Origin of the sequence: Sphingomonas sp. S-NIH.Pt3_0716, assembly GCF_003950715.1 — a bacterium.
GTDB classification, from domain to species: domain Bacteria; phylum Pseudomonadota; class Alphaproteobacteria; order Sphingomonadales; family Sphingomonadaceae; genus Sphingobium; species Sphingobium yanoikuyae_A.
Genome location: NZ_QLJK01000042.1, coordinates 1 through 20,626, shown reverse-complemented (window position 1 = coordinate 20,626; position 20,626 = coordinate 1). Strand labels below are relative to the sequence as shown.

At 66.3% G+C, this 20,626-nt stretch carries 16 protein-coding genes and 1 tRNA gene; 7 read left to right on the top strand and 10 right to left on the bottom strand.

Annotated features, from left to right (window positions below):
• Nucleotides 1-30: 30 nt before the first annotated feature.
• From BRX37_RS23520 to BRX37_RS23505, 4 genes are all read right to left on the bottom strand, one after another.
• Nucleotides 31-837, bottom strand: coding sequence for a transglutaminase-like domain-containing protein (locus tag BRX37_RS23520; protein WP_037510941.1), 807 nt, complete (start codon nucleotides 835-837; stop codon nucleotides 31-33).
• Nucleotides 838-900: 63 nt separating this feature from the next.
• The gene (locus BRX37_RS23515; protein WP_010335717.1) at nucleotides 901-1,596 is read right to left on the bottom strand and encodes a hypothetical protein; all 696 of its coding nucleotides are present in this window, start codon (nucleotides 1,594-1,596) and stop codon (nucleotides 901-903) included.
• A 38-nt stretch (nucleotides 1,597-1,634) separates the two neighbouring features.
• On the bottom strand, nucleotides 1,635-5,855 hold the full coding sequence (locus BRX37_RS23510) for a translocation/assembly module TamB domain-containing protein (protein ID WP_125989742.1): 4,221 nt from the start codon (nucleotides 5,853-5,855) through the stop codon (nucleotides 1,635-1,637).
• Nucleotides 5,855-8,032, bottom strand: a complete 2,178-nt coding sequence (locus BRX37_RS23505) for an autotransporter assembly complex protein TamA (protein ID WP_125989740.1) — start codon at nucleotides 8,030-8,032, stop codon at nucleotides 5,855-5,857. Before BRX37_RS23505 ends, BRX37_RS23510 begins: the two co-directional genes overlap by 1 nt.
• 150 nt (nucleotides 8,033-8,182) lie before the next feature.
• On the opposite strand from BRX37_RS23505, the gene recJ reads away from it, so the two are divergent.
• From recJ to BRX37_RS23490, 3 genes are all read left to right on the top strand, one after another.
• Nucleotides 8,183-9,949: a single-stranded-DNA-specific exonuclease RecJ gene (gene recJ / locus BRX37_RS23500; protein WP_125989738.1), complete on the top strand. Its 1,767-nt coding sequence runs from the start codon at nucleotides 8,183-8,185 to the stop codon at nucleotides 9,947-9,949.
• Nucleotides 9,950-10,050: 101 nt separating this feature from the next.
• A tRNA-Glu gene (locus BRX37_RS23495) sits at nucleotides 10,051-10,125 on the top strand.
• A 374-nt stretch (nucleotides 10,126-10,499) separates the two neighbouring features.
• Nucleotides 10,500-11,153, top strand: a complete 654-nt coding sequence (locus BRX37_RS23490) for a Crp/Fnr family transcriptional regulator (protein ID WP_004208652.1) — start codon at nucleotides 10,500-10,502, stop codon at nucleotides 11,151-11,153.
• Nucleotides 11,154-11,165: 12 nt separating this feature from the next.
• Here the strand turns inward: BRX37_RS23490 and BRX37_RS23485 are convergent, their stop codons facing one another.
• The 4 genes from BRX37_RS23485 to BRX37_RS23470 all read right to left on the bottom strand — a co-directional run bounded on the left by BRX37_RS23485 (nucleotide 11,166) and on the right by BRX37_RS23470 (nucleotide 15,830).
• Nucleotides 11,166-12,617 (bottom strand): tetratricopeptide repeat-containing protein, encoded by a 1,452-nt coding sequence (locus BRX37_RS23485; RefSeq protein WP_125989736.1) that lies wholly within the window; start codon nucleotides 12,615-12,617, stop codon nucleotides 11,166-11,168.
• 24 nt (nucleotides 12,618-12,641) lie between these two features.
• Nucleotides 12,642-13,124 carry a nucleotide synthetase gene (locus tag BRX37_RS23480; RefSeq protein ID WP_125989734.1) on the bottom strand — a complete coding sequence of 161 codons (483 nt, stop codon included), beginning with the start codon at nucleotides 13,122-13,124 and terminating at the stop codon, nucleotides 12,642-12,644.
• Nucleotide 13,125: 1 nt separating this feature from the next.
• Nucleotides 13,126-14,721 carry a toll/interleukin-1 receptor domain-containing protein gene (locus BRX37_RS23475; RefSeq protein WP_125989732.1) on the bottom strand — a complete coding sequence of 532 codons (1,596 nt, stop codon included), beginning with the start codon at nucleotides 14,719-14,721 and terminating at the stop codon, nucleotides 13,126-13,128.
• 179 nt (nucleotides 14,722-14,900) lie between these two features.
• Entirely contained in the window at nucleotides 14,901-15,830 is a 930-nt protein-coding gene (locus BRX37_RS23470) for a LysR family transcriptional regulator (protein ID WP_125989730.1), read from the bottom strand.
• A gap of 122 nt (nucleotides 15,831-15,952) precedes the next feature.
• Between BRX37_RS23470 and BRX37_RS23465 the strand changes: the two genes are divergently transcribed.
• The 4 genes from BRX37_RS23465 (at nucleotide 15,953) to BRX37_RS23450 (ending at nucleotide 18,436) form a co-directional block, all read left to right on the top strand.
• A complete protein-coding gene (locus BRX37_RS23465) occupies nucleotides 15,953-16,651 on the top strand; it encodes a pirin family protein (RefSeq protein ID WP_125989728.1) in 699 nt (232 codons plus the stop codon).
• A gap of 146 nt (nucleotides 16,652-16,797) precedes the next feature.
• Nucleotides 16,798-17,118: a hypothetical protein gene (locus BRX37_RS23460; protein WP_010339590.1), complete on the top strand. Its 321-nt coding sequence runs from the start codon at nucleotides 16,798-16,800 to the stop codon at nucleotides 17,116-17,118.
• A gap of 29 nt (nucleotides 17,119-17,147) precedes the next feature.
• Complete coding sequence (locus BRX37_RS23455) at nucleotides 17,148-18,044, top strand: pirin family protein (RefSeq protein ID WP_125989726.1); 897 nt, start codon at nucleotides 17,148-17,150, stop codon at nucleotides 18,042-18,044.
• 11 nt (nucleotides 18,045-18,055) lie between these two features.
• Entirely contained in the window at nucleotides 18,056-18,436 is a 381-nt protein-coding gene (locus BRX37_RS23450; RefSeq protein WP_125989724.1) for an OsmC family protein, read from the top strand.
• A 12-nt stretch (nucleotides 18,437-18,448) separates the two neighbouring features.
• Here the strand turns inward: BRX37_RS23450 and BRX37_RS23445 are convergent, their stop codons facing one another.
• Together BRX37_RS23445 and BRX37_RS23440 are read right to left on the bottom strand one after the other, a co-directional pair.
• On the bottom strand, nucleotides 18,449-18,913 hold the full coding sequence (locus BRX37_RS23445) for a low molecular weight protein-tyrosine-phosphatase (RefSeq protein WP_125989722.1): 465 nt from the start codon (nucleotides 18,911-18,913) through the stop codon (nucleotides 18,449-18,451).
• Entirely contained in the window at nucleotides 18,910-20,358 is a 1,449-nt protein-coding gene (locus BRX37_RS23440; RefSeq protein WP_004208642.1) for a helicase HerA domain-containing protein, read from the bottom strand. Before BRX37_RS23440 ends, BRX37_RS23445 begins: the two co-directional genes overlap by 4 nt.
• Nucleotides 20,359-20,626 lie beyond the last annotated feature (268 nt).

The window sequence follows — 20,626 nt, the reverse complement described above, 5'->3', positions numbered from 1 at the left end:
GTATAGGCTAGGCGGGCGGCAGGGCCGGGGTCAAGGGGCCGTAACGTCCTTGGGTTCTTCCATCCGCGTCACATGGATCGCCTGTTCGTTCATCTGGGCGCTGCCGAAGATGGTCATGAAGGCGATGTCGGTGGCGTCGCGGCCGACGGCGATGCGAACCATCCCTTCGATTGGGGCGAGGCCGGTGGCGTCGACCATATGCCAGGCGCCGTCGAGCCACACTTCCACCACCGCGTGGAAATCGGGCGGGTCGAGATCGGCGGCATAGACCGACACCAGCCGGGCGGGAATGTCGCGCGCGCGGATCAGCGCGGCGGTGAGGTGCGCGAAGTCGCGGCACACGCCACGCTGGGCGACGAAAGTATCGGCAGCGGTGGTGGTGATATCCGAACTGCCCGGCACATATTGCAGATTGTCATGCACCCAGCCGACCAGCGCCTGCACCAGCGGGCCGCCGTCCAGCCCTTCGAAATGGCCGCAGACGAAGCTGACGAACCGGTCCGCCTCGCAATAGCGGCTGGGCCAGATGAAGGGCAGCACATCCTGTGGCAGGCTGGGCAATGGCGAGCGGGCGAGCGAGAAGAGATCGGGCGCGGGCCGATCGACATCGACCAGCGCCTTGTAGCGGCTGAGCATCCGGCCGGTGCCGCTGCGCGTCCAGGTGCGCCGGCCGATCGCGCTGCCGCCCATGAGGTTGGTCAAAGGCCCGGCATTGTCGATGATGTGCGACTGTTCGACGATGCGCTGGTCGGCCATGGCGGCGGCCTCGACGGCCATCAATACGTCGGTCGGCCCGGTAAATTCATAGTCGAGGGTCGCTTCGATCGCGAGACGCATGGCCATCCTTCAGGAGAGATTCGGCAAGATGTCATCCTGCCGATGCTGCAGGCCGCTGTCGCGCTATTCCGGCAGCTTGCCGAACGGCAGCAGCTTGCGCGCCTGGGCGGCGGCCGCCTTGCCGTTGCCGGCGCGCAGGGCGGGCAGGATGGCGGCGGCATTGCGCTTCATCAACTGGTCGAGCGGGGCGGGGGCAGGCGCATTGGCCGCGCGTTCGGCCAGCGCCAGCGCGCCGGCGACATCATTATGATCGGCGCGGATGCGCATCAATGCGGCCAGGCCCGAATAGAAGGCGCGGTTGCCGCCCAAGGCGACCGCCTTGCCCAGGGCAGCCTCCCCCACCTGTTCCTTCGCGCCCAGCACGGTGCGGGCGATGAAGCTGCCAAGCTGGTCGATCGCGTCGAGATGCCAGCCGGCGATCACCATCTGCGCCTCGGCATCGCGCGGGTTGCGGGCGGCCAAGGCCTCGAACGCGGAAAGCGAGCTGCGTGCATCGGCTCGGCTGCGGGTCAGCTTGGCGCGATAGCCGATCGCGACCGCGCGTTGCAGCACCGCCTCATGATCGTTGGGGGCGGTCATCAATATGCGGTCGGCGGCGCTGATGGCCTGGCCGATGAGGCTCAGCGCGCGTGCCTTGTCGCTGGTCTGGAAGGCCGCCGCGGTCAGCAGCTCGCGCGGGGTTTCCGCCAGCGCGGCCGGCGCTGCGGAGAGGGCGACGGCACAGATGATCGGGCGGCAGAGCGACGGGGCGAAGGGCACATATTCTCCTGTTATGGCGGCGCCACCCTGGCGCCGGATCAATAGTCCCTGGAATAACGAAGTGCGGCGGAAGATCCCGCATTGGTGCCGGTCTTCGACAGGATGCTCAGCGTCTTCGACAGGGCGACTTCCAGCTGGGTGGCGGTGAAGCCCTTCGAGTCTGTCACCACCTCCACATAGATATTGTTGGAGATATGCTGGCCGACGGCGAGCGACGTGCCGCGCCCGGTATCCTCGTCGCCGCCGACGATGCCGATCCGGTCGAGGCCCGATGCGCCCTGCAGCTTGCCCATCGGATTGAGTCCGCCGCTGCCGCCGCGCAGGCCGTTGAGCGCGGCCGCCAACTGGATCGCCTGGGTGGCGGACAGATTGGCGACATTGTCACCGAACAGGATGCGCGAGAGAATCTCGTCCTGCGGCAATGTCGGCGTCGACACGAATGTGATGTCCGGCTGCTGCGCGGTGCCGGCGACCGCGATGCCGGCGCTGACATCGTCAATCTCGGTCAGCGCCTTGATCGCCAGCGTCGGGTTCATCATGTCGCCGTTGAAGGTGATGACGCCCTGATCCAGGTCGAACTGGTGGCCCGAGAAGCTGTAGCGGCCGCGGATCACCTCGATCTTGCCGCTGACGCGCGGCTTGGTCGCGGTGCCGGTGACGCGCATGTCGGTCTTCCATTCGGAATCGAGGCCCATGCCGGTCACATAGATCTGGTTGTCGGCGCGCAGGCGGATGTCGAGTTTCCAGTTGGTCGGCGATGCCGCGGCGGCCTTGCGGTCAGCGATGCGCTGCGCCAGCACATCCTGGCCCTCGCCCTTGCGGCGGACGCCCTGCAATTCGCGAATCTCGGTGCCGCCCTGCCAGGCGACGCGATAGCGGGTCTCGGGCAGCGACAGGTCGCCCTTGATCAGGCCGCCATTTTCCGTGCTGTTGGTGATAGCGAGGGTGCCGCTGACCACGCTGGTGATCGCTTCGCTGCGGGCGAGGCGGGCATGGTCCATCTTGACCGCGATGTTCATCGGGAAACCGCTGTCGGCGGCCAGGCCCACCGTGCCGCTGGCCTGGACCGTGCCGTTGCCGGCGCGGCCGGAAAAGTCGCGAATGTCGAGCCGGTCGTTGGTGAAGCGGCCGTCGAGCTTCATCTGGGTGACGCGGGTGCCGAAGCTCGTATTGTCGTAGGTCAGCGCATTGGCGCGGACCAGGCCGTTGAGCTGCGGCGCGGTCAGCCGGCCGCCGAAATCGGCCGCGACCGCGATGCCGCCGCTCAGCCGCTGATCGGCAAGGCCGGCGAAGGAGAAGAGCACGTCGGCCGGGCCGGCATAGCGAATGCCGCCGCCCAGCGGCGCAGCCATCAGCTGTTCCGACCAGTTGGCGCCCGGTCCCGGCGGGGCCATGGTGGCGACGAAGCGGCCGATCGTGCTGTTGCCCCTGCGGATGAGGCCGCGCATGTCGCCGCCGGCGGAAGACAGCTTGCCCTCGACATTCATCGACACCGCGTCGGACACGGCGGCCAGGCTCGACCGGCGGAAATCGCTGATCGCCAGGCGCGTGGTCGCGGTCGGGAAGGCGGTTCCGCTCTGGCTGTAATCGACCATGCCGGTCGCCTTGCCGCCGATGCCCAGGCCCGGATTGGCGACATTGGCGATGGCGAGGTCGAAATCCTTGAAGCGGGCCTGCAGCGCCGTGTCCGTGCCGAAATGGCCAGCCAGATCGACCTTGCCCTGCGGCAGCACCAGGCTGACCGGTTCGAGCCGATAGCCGGTCTTTTCCGCGCGGATGATCGCCGGCTGGTTCAGGCGGAAATCGACATTGCTGGCCTTGCCCTGCAGCGCGACGGCATAGAGGTCGGGGCGCAGTGCGGCGTTGACCGCGACCGAGAAGGGCACGCCGCTGGAGCCGTCGGCGACCAGCTGGGCCTTGCCCCGCCCGCCCTGATAATCGAGCTTCGCCCGTGCCTTGCGCACGACATAGTCGCCATAGGCGGCGTTCGCCATCTGCACGTCGGCGATCACCTTGGGCTGGTCGCTCAGCAGCATGGAGGCGGTGACGACGGCGCGGCCGATGACGATGTCGGCCTCGCCCGGCAGCTTGGCATTGCTGGCGGTCGCGTTGACGTCGACGCCCTGTAGCTTGCCGACGGCATTGAGTTTCACCGCACCGGTGATGCCCGACCCGTTCATCGCCAGCTGGCCGGTGAAGGGGCCGGCATTGGACTGCTGGATGCGGCCATTCATGTCGACGCCGGCAAAGCGCGCCTTGGTCACGTCGATCGTCAGGGGGCCCTGCGCGGTGCGGATCAGCACATTGGCAAAGAAGGGGCCATAGGGCGATCCGCCGGTGGCATCGAGGCGATAGCCGGCCGGTTCGCCATTCAGCTTGGCAACGACATCGGTCAGCTGCACCCCGACATTGGGGCGCGGCGCGCGCAGCACCGCCTGCGGCCGGTCCGCTGTGCCGCGCACGGTCAGGAACAGCGGGCCATATTGTTTCGAATAGGCTTCGGTGTCGAAAGCGAGCTGGCCGTTGGTGTCATAGCTGCCCGACCCGGACTTGATCTGGAAATTGGGCGCGGCACCCTTGAGCCCCGCCAGGGTGAACCTGCCCTCCGGCGTCATGCCGATCCGGCCGGACATCACCGCATTGCCGCCCAGGAAGTCGCGGACCGAGGCATTTTCCCAGCGCGCGGTGCGCACGCCGAACATGCCCGACAGGCCGAAGCCGCCCTTGGGACCAGGGATCAGCTTGACGTCGGTGTTGAGGTTGACGATGCCGACGCCGTCGATCCGATAGTCGTTGACGCGACCTTTCAGCGCACCGCGATAGATGGCGTTGTCGAGATCGGCGAGGATGATGGCGGTGGCGTCGATCTTGTCGCTGTCGAGCTTGAGATTGTCGCTGATCAGCTTGCCGCCGGCATAGGCAAAGTCGCCCTTCACCCGCAAATTGGTCATGAGGCCGCCGGCGGCGGCATTGAGGCCGGTGACGCGCTTGGCCGTCGCATTGACCGGGATGCGGATGCGGTCGGCATCGATCACGGCGCGGCCGCTGGCCTTCAGATTCTCGATGCCGGTGGCGTCGAAGGCGAGGGAAGTGGCGCTGATGTCATAATCGATGAAGGGCGTCGCCATCGGCCCGTCGAGGATGATCGAGGCACGAACGTCCTTGCCCTTCACCTTGTCCATGAAGGCGCCCGGCTGCAGCAGCGCGGCATTGATCTTGAGCGCGCTGAATGTGCTCTTGCCCAGGTCCACCAGACCCTGCGCATCGGCCGACATGGCGGGCGAGCGCAGCGACCCCTTGAGGTTGACGCGCCGTTCGTTGAGGCCGGCGAACAGGTCGACGTCGAGCTGCGGCCGGGTCAGCCGGTCGGCAATGTCGCCATAGACGAGGCCGGGGCGCAGCGGCCCCTTGGCGGTGAAGCTGCCGTCGCGGGCGGCGAGCGCGATATTGGCCAGTTCGCCCCTGGGCGTGGTGGCGATCAGCTTGCCGTTCCAGGCCTGCCACGTGCCCTTACCGTCGAGCGAGGCGGTCATGCCGTCGGGCAAGCCGCTCATCGCCGCGATCACGCCGCCCTTGGGCGCGGTCAGCGTGCCGCTCATCGCCAGGCGATTCTGTGCCGGCACCGCGTCCAGCTTCGCCTGCAGCCGATCGCCGCTGTCGACCACCGCATTGGCGGACAGCTGGGCACGGCCGTCGGCGATATGGACGACGCTGTCGATCGCGATTTCGCGCTTCTGACCGATCACCGGCTTGGCGAGCAGGAAACGGTCGAGCCGCATCCGGTCGACGTCGATGTCGAGGTCGGGCAGGATCGGCGCATTGGGATCGGTCGGGGTCTGGTTGAATTGTGGGCTGCGCGCCAGCACCACCAGCGGGCTTTCCAGATTCTGGACCGAGATGTGATTTTGCAGATAGCGGAACGGGCGCCAGACGACATGCACCCTGGGGCTGACCGCGAACACGCCCTTGGGATCGCGCAGGATCAGGTCGTGGATGGTCATGTCGCTATAGATCGATCCCTCGATCCGGCCGACTTCGATCCCCATGCCCGATTCCATCTTGAGCGCGGCGATCTGCTTGATGAGGAAACGCTTGCCCGGCTGGGTATCGAGGAACAGCAGCAGGCCCGCGACCAGCACCACCAGCCCGACGATCAGGCCGGCCAGGCCGATGGCGATCTTCTGCCACAGCGGGCGGCCCTGGCGGATCACCACGGTCTCGGTCGCTTCGGGCGCGGGGGGAGGGGTATCTTCCGCCATCAGAAGGCCTGTCCGATACCGATGTAGAGGGCGAATTTGGATTCGCCGGGCTGGCGGTTGATCGGCATGGCTATATCTGCGCGGAAGGGTCCGAAATTGGTGTAGAAACGTCCGCCCAGGCCCACGCCATAGCGGATGTCGGAAAATTGCGGGATCTGGCTTTCATAGACTTGGCCCGCATCGACGAAGGCGACGACGCCATAATTGCCGAAGCGATAGCGGCCCTCGACCGCAAATTCATTGACCGATCGGCCGCCGATCGGATCATTGTTCGCGTCCTTTGGCCCCAGTTCCTGATAGCCATAGCCGCGCACCGATCCGCCGCCGCCGGCATAGATGCGCCGCGAAGGGGCGACATCGTCGCGGGCGACGCCGTTGATCGTGCCGATCTTGGTCCGCGCCGCCAGCACGAAACTGTCGGAAATCGGATAATAGCCGGCCAGGTCGAAGCTGGCGCGGACATAGGGCGAGACATTGCCTTGCAACGACGCTTCGGGCGATACGCGCAGATTGGCGCGGAAGCCGCTGGTGGGGTTGAGCAGGTCGTTGGAGCGGTCATAGCCGACCTGCACCGGCAGCGCGCCGATAAAATAGGTCAGCCGCTTGTTTTCGCCGCTTTCGTCGATCGTGGTATTTTCGTTCGAAAGCAGGATTTCGCCGCCATAGGTATAGGTCCAGCGCTTCTGGAAGATCGGTGTCGATTGGCGCGACCAGCTGGCGTTGAGGCCAAGGGTAAAGGCTTCATAGGCGTCATATTTCTGATGATTGACGCCGGCGCCCGCCTGGAAGGTCTTGTCGCGCTTGCCCGCATTGGACCGGCGGAAGGTGCCCGATACGCCCTGTTCCTGGGTGCCGGCGATGACGCTGGCGATCAGGGCGCCTTCGGGCGGGAACAGGTTGCGATGGGTCCAGCTGCCTTCGGCGCGGAAGCCCTGTCCGGTGCCATAGCCCAGTTCGCCGGCCAGCCGCCGGGCCGGGCCGGCTTCCTGATCGACATGCAGGTCGACATATTCGGTGCCATCCGGGCCGGGCTCGCCGGTCTGGACCGGATCGACCGCGACGCTGGCGAACAGGCCGGTCGCGACCAGCGCCTTGCGCAGATCGTCGACCTTGCGGCTGTCATAAAGGTCGCCTTTGTCGAATCGGGCGATCACCGCCATATGGTCTGCGCCGAACGCCTGCTTCTCACCGCTGGTGGTGATGGTGCGGAATGTGCCGCGCGGGCCCGGCTCGACCGGCAGCGTATAATCGCCGGTCACGGTCGCGGGATCGAGCAAGATGTCGCGGTCGCCGATCCTGGCGAAGGCATAGCCCTGTTCCGGCAGCTTGAGCGCGACATTGGCCTCCGCCGCCTCGACCGCAGTGGCGACGATATAGTCGCCGGTCTTCAACGTCAGGCTGTCGCGGATCAGGCCGGGCGGGATCGTCTCGGGCGCATGGATGACGATTTCGCCCATCTTGTAGCGCTTGCCCGGCGTCACCGACAGGATCGCCTTCAGCGTGCCATCCTGCTGCTGGTCGAGCGAGGCGAGGGCGGTGGCATCATAATAGCCCTCCGAATGGAACAGCCGCACCGCCAGTTGCTCGTCGGCCTGGGCGCGCTGCTGCACCATCGATGCGGTCTCGGCCTTGCCCTTGCCGTCGACCAGGGCGGATGCGGCGCGGAACTCATCCTCCAGACCGGTCTTGCCGAAACCGTCAAGCTGGGTCGCGTAGCGGACCTCGGGCGTCTTTTCGTCGCTGTCATCATCGGCGACATTTTCCGGCACGGTTACGCTGTCGAGCGCGGGCAGCGGCTGGGCCAGTTCGGTTTCGACCGGCGGCTCGGTGGCGGGGGGCGGTTCGGCGCCGGTCGCGGGTGCGGGCGTCGTGCCGCTGGTCGGCGCGCTGCCCTGAGCATTGCCCTGGGCCGGCATCTGCTGGTCGAGCCAGTCGTCGATCGAGGGCAAGGGGGCCTTGCTGTCGGTCCCGCTATTGCTGGCCTTGTCGTCGACGTTGCCGGCGCCGGGCAGGCGCGCGTTGAACTCGTCGTCGGGCAGGATCGGTTCTTCGTCGGCGGGCGCTGTGGTGCTGGGGGCGCTGGCCGGAACCGTCTGCGCCATCAGGGGCAGGGGAGAGGCGGCTGCCATGATCATGCCCAGCGCATGCCGAACATATCTCGCCTGCCGCTTCTTCATCTGTCTGCGATGCCCCTTTCGCACCGGGCATCCCATATGTCCGGCAAACAGGCAATACGCCCAATGACTTGCAACGGTTCCGCCTGCGTGACGATTTCGCCCGGCGGCGCGGCGCTTCCATCGGTGCCCCCGCCGGTCTAGAGCCGCTTCATGACATTTGCGCTCAACATCACCCGTTCGATCACTGGCCAGCCCTGGCGCTGGCGCGGCCTGGGGGCGGACGCGCGTTCGCCCGGCTATCAGCCCGACGATCTGGTGGCGCAGCTGCTGCTGGCGCGCGGCTGTCCGCCCGACGGGGTGGAGGCGCATCGCAACCCGACCATCCGCCATTTCATGCCCGACCCCAGCCTGTTTCGCGACATGGATGCGGCGGCCGAACGGCTGGCCGATGCAGTCCAGCGCGGCGAGGATGTGCGCATCTTCGGTGATTATGACGTCGATGGCGCGACCAGCGCGGCGCTGCTGATCCGGTTGCTGCGCGACATTGGCCTGGATGCCCGGCCCTATATCCCCGACCGGCTGATGGAGGGCTATGGTCCCTCGGGCGAGGCGCTGGTGCGGCTTGCGGGGGATGGCGCGCAACTGATCGTCACCGTCGATTGCGGCGCGCAGGCGTTCGAGGCGCTCGACATGGCAAAGGCGGCCGGGGTCGATGTCGTCGTCGTCGACCATCATAAATGCGCAGCGGCGCTGCCGGTGGCGCTGGCGCTGGTCAATCCCAACCGGCTGGACGAAAATGATGCCGCGGCCGTCCATGGCCATCTCGCCGCCGTTGGCATGGCCTTCCTGCTGGGCTCGGCCTTGCTGCGGACGCTGCGCGCGCGCGGCTGGTTCGCGACCCGGCCGGAACCGGCGATCATGGAGTTGCTCGACATCGTCGCGCTGGGCACCGTCGCCGACGTCGCGCAGCTCAAGGGGCTCAACCGCGCCTTCGTGGCGCAGGGGCTCAAGGTCATGGCCAAGCGGCGCAATATCGGTCTCGCCGCGCTGATGGACGCCAGCCGCCTCAATCGTGCGCCGCTCTGCCATGATCTGGGCTTCGCGCTCGGGCCGCGCATCAATGCCGGCGGGCGCGTCGGCAAGGCGGATCTGGGGGTGCGCCTGCTGACCACCGAAGATCCGGCCGAGGCCGCGCGAATCGCCGCCGAGCTGGACCGGCTGAACGAGGAACGGCGCGCGATCGAATCGATCGTACAGGAACAGGCGGAGGCCTTGCTGGCGGCGCAGGACAATCGGGCCGTGGCGCTGGTCGCCGGGCCGGGCTGGCATCCCGGCGTCATCGGCATCGTTGCCGGGCGGCTCAAGGAACGGGCCGGCCGTCCCGCCATCGTCGTCGCGCTGGACGAGGATGGCGTGGGCAAAGGGTCGGGCCGCTCCATTTCCGGCGTCGATCTGGGCGCGGCGGTGCTGGCGGCCAAGGATAGCGGCCTGCTGGTCGCGGGCGGCGGCCATGCGATGGCGGCGGGGCTTACCGTGATGGCCGACAAGGTCGATGCGCTGGCTGAGTTCCTGGACGATCGCCTGTCGGCCGCCGTTGCCCGTGCGCGGGACGAGCGGGCGCTGCTGATCGACGCGGTGCTGGCGCCGGCCGGGGTCAATCCCGACTTCGTCGCCGCGATCGAGGCGGGCGGCCCCTATGGCGCAGGCTGGCCCGCGCCGTTGATCGCCGCCGGGCCGATGCGGGTGATTCGCGCCGATGTGGTCGGCAATGGCCATTTGCGGGCGATCATGGCGGGCGATGATGGCCGGTCGATCAAGACGATCGCCTTCCGCCAGGCCGAATCGGAACTGGGTCAGGCGATTCTGGGTGCGCCGCGTGACCGTCGCCTGTGGGTGGCGGGCCGTGCGAAGATCGATGACTGGGGCAGCCGACCCGCCGCAGAGCTGCATCTGGAGGACGCCGCCTGGGCGGATTGAGAAAGATTGCAATTTTCTTGCGCAAAGGGGGTTGACCCTTTCGCCGGTCCCGCCTAATTGCGCCCTCGCTTCGCAGCGCTGCCACGGCGGCGACAACGAACGGCCCCTTCGTCTAGCGGTTAGGACGCGGCCCTTTCACGGCTGAAACACGGGTTCGATTCCCGTAGGGGTCACCACATTCACAGCAAGGTGGTGCATCGCTCTGAGAGCGAACCTGTCCCTGTCAGGGACCATCCAGCAGCAAATATTCTCGATCGGTTCACGCACCGGCATCTGGGTTCCACGCGCGGCGCGCCCTCTTGTGGTTGATGGCCGAACCGCATGGAGATTGCGAAAAAAAAAGGCCCGAAGCCATATGAAGCTCCGGGCCAAGAAAAGGTTGCCCCACCGGGGCCTCCTTCGGGTCGCGCTGATTCCCTAGGGAAATCTCCTCGGCATGGCCGTGATGCAGATCACATATTTTCCGAGAATCATCCTGCCCTCCTGTTCATCCGGAGCGCATAGGCTATGCCGGTAACGGAACGATCGATCGTCACCGAGGAGTGGAGGATTGCAGGTCGAGGAACAGGTCGAGGTGCTGGCAGCGGTTTTCCGATGTGATCGGAAGGCGGCAGAGCTGCTGCGCCGCGTGCTGGTTCCGCAGCAGGTCGGCGCCAAGCAGATATTGGCCCGGCAAGGGGAGGCGTCGCACCATTGCTGGCTGATCGTCGACGGCTGCGTGGCGGTGCAGACCTTTGGCATCGACGGCCAGCGCCAGCAATTGGCGCGTCATGGGCCGGGGGAGTTTTTCGGCGCCTACCCAGCGCCCACGACGCACCGGGCGGAGATAGAGGTGCTGGTCGAAAGCCGCCTGTTGCGCGCGGAGGCACAATCGCTGGCCGCGCTGGTGGCGGGCGATGCGCAGATCGGCGCGGGCATGGCCTGGCTGCTGGCGCGCCAGCTCGACCGGGCGCTGGATCGAATGGCGACCCGATCCACCTATAGCGCGGCCGGGCGGGTCTATAGCGAATTGCTCGCGCTGGCCGATGGTCGCGACCATATCGTGCCAGCGCCGCAGGTCACCACCCTGGCGCTGAGCGCGAATACGACCCGCGAGACCGCGTCCCGCGCGATCGCCGTGCTGATCCGGCGCGGCATCGTCAGTCGGGAAGATGGTCAGATGCAGATCCATGCGCCGCGCATGCTGGCGGACATGGTCGTCTGAAGGCGCGCGCCGTCAACTGGACGGCGGATAATAATGGCCGACCGGGCAATCGCCCTGGCGAGTCATCACTTCGCCGGCAATCTCGAACCGATAGCCGGGGCCTTGCAGCGCCATGGCGGCGGCCTGTGGCCAGGGCATGCAGATGCTGCCGGCCGGTGCGGCTGGCGCCAGGAGCAGCGCCAGGCATTCCTCGCCATCGATCGGATCATTCGGCATGACCGTTTGATATTCCAGCGCCAGCCCATGGTCCGGCCAGTCCCTCAGGATCAGGCTGGCCTGGAGCATGGCGGTGGCCATATCGTCGAATGCCTGGAAATGCAGGCCATTGGCGCTTTCGCGCATGGCTGGCGCGAGGCGCGTCGTCGATGCCAGCACAGCCTTGTTGGCGGCCTTGGGCAGCGCATCGCCAGAGGGAGGCATTGATTGTTCGAGGATGATCTTGCGCACGGGCAATGTGCGTGACTGCCACAGCCGATAGGCAGGGGCAGGCTGATCCGAGGCGCGCCCGATATGCAGTGCTATGGCCTGTGTCGCAAAGGCGTCGGCACGGCGCAGCGCCAGTCCCATGGCGATCTCGCACCCCTTGTCGATCGCCGCGTTGGACAGGCTGGTGATGGCGTCGGGCGCGTCCAGGCTGTCGGCCATGTCGATCAGGCGATCGAAGCGGGCGAGCCAATGGTCACCGAACCGGCCGACCGAACTTTGCCGAAAGACGTCGAGACTTGTCGGCAGGACGATGTGCAACTGGATGCCCCGGAAAAGGGCGCATTCGGCGATCAGGATATCGGCCCCCGCGGCGAGCGCCCCGAAGGCGGCACCCGGCGTAATCTGGTCGAGCGCCGCCTCGATCTTGGTGCGGGCTTCCTCCTCATTGTCCGGCAGGCCGATGATGCCGCTGAAATAGAGGCTAGGTGGCGGGCGCAGCGGATCGAGGATCGCGGTCGAGCGCCCCTGCCTGGTCAATATCTCGTGGAATTGCCGCAGCGTCGCGGCATGATCTTCCCAGGCGTCCGGCGCGGCCGTCATGGCCTGTGCCAGGGCGGCCTGGGCTGCGGCCTCGTCACCCAGCAGCAGATGGGCTTCGGCCGCTGTCGCCGCCAGCCAGTAGCGCGTTTCCAGCACATGATCGCCGCTGTCGAGCAGCGCCAGCACCTGGCGGGCGAGGTCGGCCGCGTCGTCGGGGCGATCGTTCAGAAAGGCGAGGGTGGCGGCATTGATGAGCGGATAGGTGGCGCGGCAGTCGCTGGCCGCCTGGAGATAGGCCTGCCGCGCCTCGTCCAGCAGCGCGGCGCGTTCGGCGCCCTCGCTGCGCAGCGCCCGATCCTTGAGCAGTCGGCCCTTGAGGGTCAGTGCATCGGCATCGCGTGACGGCAGCAGGCCCGCCGCGCCGAACATTGTCCAGGCGCGAACGGTATCGCCGCTGCGTGCAACCCTGCGGATTTGCGCAAGGATCGGAAGGATCATGTCGCCACCACCCCGTCGCTGCGCTCAGTCTTCCTTGGGCGGCGGATTCTTGATGTCGGGGTCGATCGACAGCGGGATCCATTTGGGTTCTGTGGCACTGGGATTTTGCAGCAGGTCGATATTGATGTTGAAGCCGTGCCGCGTGCCATATTTGCCGCCCTGATTGTAGCGTGCCTGGAACCGGACGGTCTTGTAGCGGTCCTGATCGGCGCGATAATCATCATAGATCAAGCCGCCGTAAAAGGAAGACAGCGGCTCCTCGGTCGTGATGGCGTCGTAATTTTTCGAGAAGAACAGCTGATCGCCGATCAGGTTGATTTCCACGATCGAATTTTTGGTGATCGCGATATAGTCGTGGTCGGTCACGCCGGGCTGTTCATAGCGCAGCGAAACCCAGCCCTCCTCGCCCTTCAGGGCGACGTTAAACTGCAGCGGCGCGACGCCATCTTCCAGTTCGACCTCGATCAATGGCGCCAGGCCATATTGGGTATAATTCAGCGTCGACATCTCATTTGCTCCCCTTCGTCAATGGTTTGGCCAGCTTGCCCTGCCAGACCTGCCAGTCCTTGTTGGCCGGATCGCGCGCCACCAGGTCGGCGACGTCGGCGCGGGCTTCGGCCCGCAGTGCCTTGGCGCGATCGGTTTCACCCAGATCATAGAGCAGGTTCGACATGGAATAGCGCGCCAGCATCCAGTCCTGCAGATAGCCGGCATTTTTCGGATCACGCCGGAGCAGCGACCGCAGGATCGTATCCTGCTTTTCGCGCTGCGCCAGTGCCGCCCGGTCATCCCCCTGCAAGCGCAGCGCGTCCGCCATCCAGGCATGGCGATTGGCGAGATCCGCAGCGATCGCCGGATCGCCGGGCGCCAGGCGCTGGACCCGCATCATGGTGTCGAGCGCGCCCTTGCAGCTTTGTAATGTCCTGTCGGGATTCTTCCTGGCGAGGGCGATGGTGCATATATTGCCCTGCGCATAGCCCAGTTCCCGCCAATAGGCGTCGTTCGCCGGACGCAACTGCACCAGCCTTTCGGCCAGCGCCTGATAGGATTGGAAGCGTGTTAGGGCGGCGTCGTTCCGATCGCGGATAAAATCGACATAGCCGAGCCAGAATTCGCTCTGGGCATGGGCAAACAGGCGTTGCGGATCGTTCGGTGCGGCGGCCAGCAGGGTGGCCGTGACACGATAAGCCTCGCGGAATTGGGCGATGGCCTCTGGCGTGTCGCCGCGCTTGAAATCATCCTCGCCCATCGCCTGCAGGATACGGGCGCGCCGTTCGAGCGAATCGCCCGGCAATGTGTCCAGGTCGGGCTGGTCGGCATAATAAGCGAGCGCACGCTTGTTCACCGTCTGCAGCACGTCGAGCCGGCCAACGCCCTCCAGCTTTTCCCGCAGATCGGTCAGCATGAATTCGATCAGTCCCTCTGCCTGCTGGCGCTGGCTTTCTGCCTCGCTCCTTGCCCGCGCGACAAAGACCAGCATCGCCGCCATCAATAGGACAAGAAAAAGCGCAACAAATGTGACGGCTATCACACGGCGCAACTGGCGCTGGGCGTCGCGCTGGATGATCTGGTCGAGCGGTACGCCGGTCAGGCCGGCGACAATCTTCAACCGCGCCAGTTTGGGGCCGTCGCTGTCGGCGCGGAAATCGGCGGCGATCGGTTCACGCTCTATGCCAGCGGCGTCGCGCGCGATCAGCGCGGCGGGAAAGCTGTCGGCCGGTTCACCCGCGACCAGCGCGGCGATGATCGGCCGGTCGGGATGAAGTTCGCGGAACAGTGCGATTTCCGCATTGACCCAGCGCGAGGCCTTCGCCGCTGGCGAGCATAGCACCAGCAGGGCGTCCGACTGGGACAGGGCCAGGCGCACCTGTTCGTCGAGGCTGGAAGCGGCCGGCAATTCGGCGCGATCGCGAAAGATCGGGGTCAGCCGGCGCGGGACGGCCGCCCGGCCGGTCTGTATGCCGACCAGTCGCCTGGGCATCCGGTAGGTTTCCAGCCAATGATGCAGCTTTCCCGCCGCGCGCTCGTCGGCATGGCTGTAGCTCAGAAAAGCACGATATTGGCGCGCGCCGACCGTGGCAGGCGCCTCCTTGACCTTGTTCATGCGCGACCCGCACTCACTCCATTGTCCCCCACCTGTCATTGTCGACGTGAGCCCGGTCGGCGATACATGGTCGCCATCTTGTCGGACCCCGCCGCAATCTCCTTGGGGTGTGCCAGAAAAACATGATTCATCAAGGGGAAGCGTCGTATCGTCGGGATGACGCGGTCTTTGGCGGACGCCTAGACGTCGCTCATCCCGGCTGCCTCGCGATCGTCCGCGCCCAGCGCGACGAATTGCTCGATCAGCCAGGATGCGGCCGGGCCGGGCGGGGTGTCGCGGCGCCAGATGCCCGAGAAGCGATAGGTGCCGCCGGGATGATCGGGCATGGCGAGCCGCACCAATGTGCCCGCGACCAGATCCGCCTCGATCATCGGCAGCGGCATATTGCCCCAGCCAATGCCTTCGCGCAGCAGCGCATGCTTGGCGCCCAGATCGGCGAGGCGCCAGGTCTTGGGGCTGGCGACCGAGAAATCGCGGCCTTCGGTAAAGCGCGACCGGTCGGTCAGCACCAGCTGGGTATAGTCGCGACCGGCGCCCGGTGCGATCGCCTCCATCCGGCCGAGCGGATGGTCGGGGGCGGCGACAGGCACCATCGGCACCAGGCCGGCGGCCATGCTCTCAATCCCCTCGACCCCGGCCGACAGCGGCCCGGAAATGCCGATCACCGCGCCCCGGTCCAGCACCATCGCCACGATCGCGCCCAGCGCCTCGGCATGGAGGCGCAACTGCACCGTGGGAAATTCCTTCGCGAAGGCGCGCAGCACCTTGCCCAGCCGTTCGGCCGGCAACATCACGTCGACCGCCAGATTGACCTCCGCCTCCAGCCCGTCGAGCAGCCCCTTCACCTTGGCGCGCAGGCCATCCATGCCATGGGCGATGCTGCGGGCCTCCGCCAGCAGCGCGCGGCCGGCGACGGTGAGCTGCGGCTTGCGCGTGCCTTCACGCTCGAACAGCAGCACGCCTAGCTGCGCCTCCAGATTGGCGATGCCATAGCTGATGACCGACACGGCGCGATTGAGCTTGCGCCCGGCGGCGGCGAAACTGCCAGTGTCGACGATGGTGAGGAAGATGCGCAGCTGGTCGAAGGTCGGGGTGCCGGGATTGTTCACTGTTCGATTTCCTGGAACGTTTCGATGGATTTTATCCATCTGAACGGAAATGCGTTCAAGCGCTAATTGGGTCTTCGACAGGGCGGCCCCATCATGGATGCGCCGCCCGCAGGAGACACAAGATGATCGAACTTCGTCCTTTCGACAGCCTGGGTGGTGCCAATCATGGCTGGCTGGATGCCAAGCATCATTTCTCGTTCGCCGGCTATCATGATCCCGCCCGCGTCCATTGGGGCAATCTGCGCGTCTGGAATGACGACACGATCGCGCCGGGCACCGGTTTCCCGCCGCACCCGCACCGCGACATGGAAATCATCACCTATGTCCGCGAAGGGGCGATCACCCATCAGGACAATCTGGGCAACATGGGCCGGACCGAGGCGGGCGACGTGCAGGTCATGTCGGCCGGCACCGGCATCACCCATTCGGAATATAATCGCGAAGATGTGACGACACAGATCTTCCAGATCTGGATCATCCCGACCCGCGACGGCGAAGCGCCGAGCTGGGGCTCGCGTCCCTTCCCCAAGGGCGAGCGCAGCGGTCAGTTCGTGACGCTGGCGTCGGGTTACGGGAATGACAATGACGCGCTGCCGATCCGCACCGATGCGCGGGTTGTCGCCGCGACGCTCAAGGCGGGCGAGAGCGCCGAATATCCGATCGGCAAGGATCGCAAGGCCTATCTGGTGCCGGCCACCGGTGCGATCCAGATCGACGATGTGCGGGCCAATGCCCGTGACGGCGTGGCGATCCAGGATCTGGATGTCATCCGCGTGACGGCGATCGAGGATAGCGAGATCGTGCTGGTCGACGCGGCCTGACGATAAAAGGGAAGGGGCGCGGGCAATGCGCCCCTTCTTTTCCAGATTATAGAACAGAGTGACCGATTTTATCCGGCTGATCCTGAAAGCGCCATCGCGCTAGAAGGAAAGCAACGAAACGGTCCAGACGAACAGGGAGCCTTCTCATGCTGAACATCGCCACCCCGCGCCTCAGCTCCGCCGAATGGCAGGACGTGAAGGCCACCTTGAGCGCCGTTGCCGATTGCGGCTGTGGCGAACCGGCGGCGGCCGGCCCGGTCCGCTCGCGGATCGGCCATGCGCTCGACGCGATCCTGGGACCGAAAAAGGCCCAGCCGGTCACGCTCGCCCCGCATCTGCACGATGTCCGCGAATTTCTCTGCGAATCCGGCCGCACCCGCGCGATTGCCGAACGCCATGTCCCCACACTCGCCGCGCAGGGCTATAGCCGCGCCCAGATCGAGGCGCTGGCGCTGCTCGGCGCCTGACCCCATTTTCCGAAAAGAGGATAAGTCCCATGTCCATCCGCACTTCAGAAGTCGACGGCGTCGATCTGGTCATCCTGCCCCCGGTCCGCGATCTGGGCGATGGCTTCTCGGTCCGCCGCGCGCTGCCGTCCGCGCATCGCCGCATGGTCGGCCCCTTCATCTTCTTCGACCAGATGGGCGAGGCAGTCTTCAACAGCGGCGAGGGGCTGGACGTGCGGCCGCACCCGCATATTGGCCTCGCCACCGTCACCTATCTGCTGGAGGGCGAGATTCTGCACCGCGACAGCGTCGGATCGGTCCAGTCGATCTGCCCCGGCGAGGTCAATTGGATGACCGCGGGCAGCGGCATCGTCCATAGCGAGCGCACCAGCGAGGAAAATCGCGCCAAGGGCGGCAAGCTGTTCGGCCTTCAGACCTGGGTCGCGCTGCCGACGCAGGCGGAGGAAGTCGATCCGGGCTTCGCCCATCACAAGGCCGACGAAATCCCGACGATCGAGGATGCGGGCACGCGCCTGACCCTGATCGCCGGCAGCTCCGACGGTCTGGTATCGCCGGTGAAGACCTTCTCCGACATGGTCTATGCCGATATCGTGCTGCAGGACGGTGCCCGCTATCAGCTCAAGGCCGAGCATGTCGAACGCGCCATCTATGTGGTGCAGGGCGAAGTCGAGGTGATCGGCCAGACCGGCGGCTTTACGACCGGCGAGTTGATCGTGTTCAAGCCCGGCGCGGAGATCATCCTGCGCGCCAAGGGCGCGACCCGGCTGATGCTGATGGGCGGCGAGCCGCTGCCCGAGAAGCGCCATATCTTCTGGAACTTCGTCTCTTCCTCGCCCGATCGGATCGAGCAGGCCAAGGCCGACTGGCAGGCCCAGCGCTTCGCCCCGGTGCCCGACGAGCATGAATTCATCCCCCTCCCGGCATAAGGAGCAGCATCATGGCCCAGGGTAGCGCCCATATCGGCAAGGACCGGTATCGCACGGAGATCGTCGTCGGCGGTCATGCCATCACCGCCGACGAGCCGGAGGCGCTGGGCGGCGCCAATCTTGGCCCGGCGCCCTATGATCTGCTGCTGGCGGCCTTGGGCGCCTGCACCGCGATCACGCTGCGCATGTATGCGGAAAAGAAGGGCTGGCCGCTTGAATCGCTCGACGTGGCGCTGCGCCTGTCGGGCAAGGAGGAAAAGCGGATCGACCGCACACTGACGATCGTCGGGCTGGACGCGGAGCAGCGGGCGCGGCTGGCTGATGTCGCCGAGCGGACCCCGGTCACATTGACCTTGAAACAGGGTCTGCCGATCGCGACGACGCTGGCCTGATCGCGTTGGTGGTCAGGCCTGGAGTCTGGCCACGATCGCCCTGGCGGCGCGGGTGACATCGTCCCAGGTGATGTCGAAGCCGGCGTCATTGCCATAATAGGGGTCGGTGACCCCGCTGCCTTCCCGCCCCGGCACCAGGTCCATCAGCAGTGACAGGCTGGCGGTGCCGTCGGCGGGGCGGATGCGGCGCAGATTGGCGAGATTGTCGCTGTCGAGCGCAAAGATATGGGTGAAGCGGTGGAAATCCGCCGGCTTCGCCTGCCGCCCGCGATAGCCACTGATGTCGATGCCATGGCGCCGCGCCACCGCCTGCGCGCGTGGATCGGGCGCATCGCCGACATGCCAGTCGCCGGTGCCGGCCGAATCCACCACTATGTCCAGCCCGGCTTGTTCGGCCTCCGCCCGCAGCGCGGCTTCGGCCAGCGGGGAGCGACAGATATTGCCGAGGCAGACGAACAGGACCGACGCCTGCGTCATTCGGCCGCGGCCGTGCTGAGGCCGAGCGCGGGGATACCGATCGAGCGGCGGCCACCGAAATCGGTGCGCGCGACGATCACGCCCAGTTTCTCCATATATTCGATCAGCCGGCGCACGCGGCCGGGCGAACTGGTGCCATAGGCGCGGGCCAGCACGGTGTCCTCGGGGCAGGGCTCGCCCTCCATCGCCGCGCGGGCGATCAGCAGGAAGGGGGCCAGCATATCTTCCGGCACCGGATCGGCGGCGCGGATCGGCTCTTCCCAGCGCGGGTCGGCCGAATCGCTCATGCCGGCGAGCGCCATGGCGAAGCGCTTGCGGAAGGCGGGCAGGTCGAGCGGCGGCTTGCGCAGCCCCTTCATCCGGCAGCGGACGCCGAAATCCTGGAACAGGGCGGCGACGCTGGGGACGGCTTCGCCCAGGTCCGCGACGATCTCGTCCAGCACCGCGATTACGATCGGCTCATTCTCGCCGAAATCCAGTTCCGGCGCGGCCGGCTTGGCCGATGGCACATCGGCGAGCTGGCGCATGATCTCCTCGGCCGGGCGTGCCGGCGGTTCGGCGCGGGGCGGGGGCGGCGGCATCGATTCTTCCTCGACCCGCGCGAACAGCAATTCCTGAAAATCCTCGCCGGTGGTGATCGGCGGCGGCATCAGCTTGTGGGTGCCGCCGCGCGTGCCGGTCTTGACCGCACCGATCTTCACCGCCACCGGGCGGCGCGCAATCGCCGGGCCAAGCCCCAGGAAGCGGCCACGCTCCAGATCGCGGATCTGCTCGGCCTGGCGCCGTTCCATGCCCAGCAGGTCGGCGGCACGGGCCATGTCGATATCCAGGAAGGTGCGGCCCATCAGGAAGTTGGACGCTTCGGCCGCGACATTCTTGGCCAGCTTGGCCAGGCGCTGGGTGGCGATGACGCCGGCCAGGCCACGCTTTCGGCCACGACACATCAGGTTGGTCATGGCGGCGAGCGACAGGCGTCGGGCCTCGTCCGATACATCGCCGGCGGCGACCGGGGCGAACATCTGCGCCTCGTCCACCACCACCAAAGCGGGATACCAATGGTCGCGCGGCGCATCGAACAGGGTCGACAGGAAGGTCGCGGCGCAGCGCATCTGCGCTTCCAGCTCCAGCGACTCGAGGCTCAGCACCACCGATGCGCGATGTTCGCGGATGCGGGCCGCCATCTTGACGATCTCGCGCTCATTATAGTCGCCGGCGTCGATCACGACATGGCCATATTCGTCGGCCAGGGTGACGAAATCGCCTTCCGGGTCGATCACCACCTGCTGCACCATCGGCGCGCTTTCCTCCAGCAGGCGGCGCAGAAGATGCGACTTGCCCGACCCGGAATTGCCCTGGACGAGCAGACGGGTGGCAAGCAGTTCCTCGACATCGACCAGCACGGGATTGCCCGTGCCGTCATTTCCTATGCTGATGCTGGCGGTCACGAACGTCCTTTGGCCCAGCCTGTGGCCTGCGCGCAACCCGTATTGGCGACTTTGCCAGCGCTGGCTGCGTAATATCTTGACCATCGCATTGTTGCGATGCAGCATCGATCCATCATGGAGAGCATAAACCCCGCCCAATCCGCGCCTGCGATCACGCAGAATCCCGACATCCGTTATCTGGGACGCCTGCTGGGCGATGTCATTCGGGCCTATGGCGGGGAGAAACTCTACAAGCAGACCGAATATATCCGCTCCGCCTCGGTCGACC